Genomic DNA, 1,141 nt, shown 5'->3' with positions numbered 1-1,141 from the left:
CGGGTGCGGCCGGTACCGCGCAATCGGCTGCAAGCGCCGCCCGCACGTCTTCTACGAGGCCCGCGCCGCGCAGCTGTGCGCGGACTCGGTCCTCGTCTCGTCGAGGCGCGGGATAGACGCCGACGAGCCCGCCGCGGCCGCGGCGCTCGCCCTCATCCGCGACGGCCTGGGCCGGGGGCTCTCGCCCGAGCAGCTGTCCGCCCGCAACGGCGGGCCCGTGGACCTGTCGCCCTCGACGATCTACCGCTGGGTCGCGGCGGGCTACGACGGCATGACCAACATGGAGCTCAGGAGGAAGGTCGGCTACAGGCCGAGGAGGCGCGCACCGGCGGCCTCGGCCACGCGGCACTCGCCCCGCAGGTCGCACGCCGCGTTCCTCGCCCTCGGCGAGGACGCGTGCGCCGCCGCCTGGGAGATGGACACCGTCGAGGGCGCGCGGGAGGACAGCGCCTGCCTGCTCACGCTGCTGCACCGCCCCAGCAGGCTCCAGCTCGCGCTGCCGCTGGAGGAGAAGACCGCCGGGTGCGTCGCGGACGCCCTGGAGGGCGTCCGGGCGGTCCTCGGCGCCGACGGGACGCGCCGCGTGTTCCGCGCCGTCCTCACCGACAACGGCGCCGAGTTCTCCGACGAGGGCGCGATCGCCGCGCTGATCGGCGAGGGGCCGGGCGAGACGAGGCTGTTCTACTGCGACCCCCGGCGCAGCGACCAGAAGGGCGCCTGCGAGCGCAACCACGTCGAGATCAGGAAGCTGCTGCCCAAGGGCCGCGGCCTCAGGTTCGACCGGCTGGCCCCGGCCGACCTTGCGCTGGCGATGTCGCACGTGAACTCCGAGCCCCGCGGCGCGCTCGGCTTCGCGACGCCCGCCCGCGCCTTCCGGGCGATGCTCGGCGACGACGCGGCGGCGCTGCTGGAGGCGTACGGCATCGAGGACGTGCCCGTCGACGGGCTCGACCTGACGCCGGGGCTCATCGCGCGGGCGCGCGCAGAGAGGGGCGATGCCCCGCTGTCCTAGCCTGAAAGGGAAAAACGGAATAGACGGAACCGACCGTTCGGCTGGGTCTGGGAGGAGGTGCCGGGCGGCGGGCGGAGCATGGCCACCGGACCCATCGAAACACATCTCCACCGTTCCTTCAACTGGGAA

General features: G+C 74.1%; 1 protein-coding gene. It reads left to right on the top strand.

Going from position 1 to position 1,141, the window contains the following annotated elements; all coding sequences use genetic code 11:
• On the top strand, positions 1 to 1,012 hold a 1,012-nt coding region (locus tag DW821_RS01495), incomplete at its 5' end, for an IS30 family transposase (RefSeq protein ID WP_118065163.1).
• Between the last annotated feature and the right edge of the window lie 129 nt (positions 1,013 to 1,141).

This window comes from Collinsella sp. AM33-4BH (assembly GCF_003469205.1).
Classification (GTDB): domain Bacteria; phylum Actinomycetota; class Coriobacteriia; order Coriobacteriales; family Coriobacteriaceae; genus Collinsella.
Note: the sequence above shows the minus strand (reverse complement) of the source record. Positions and strands in the feature narration are given on the sequence as shown.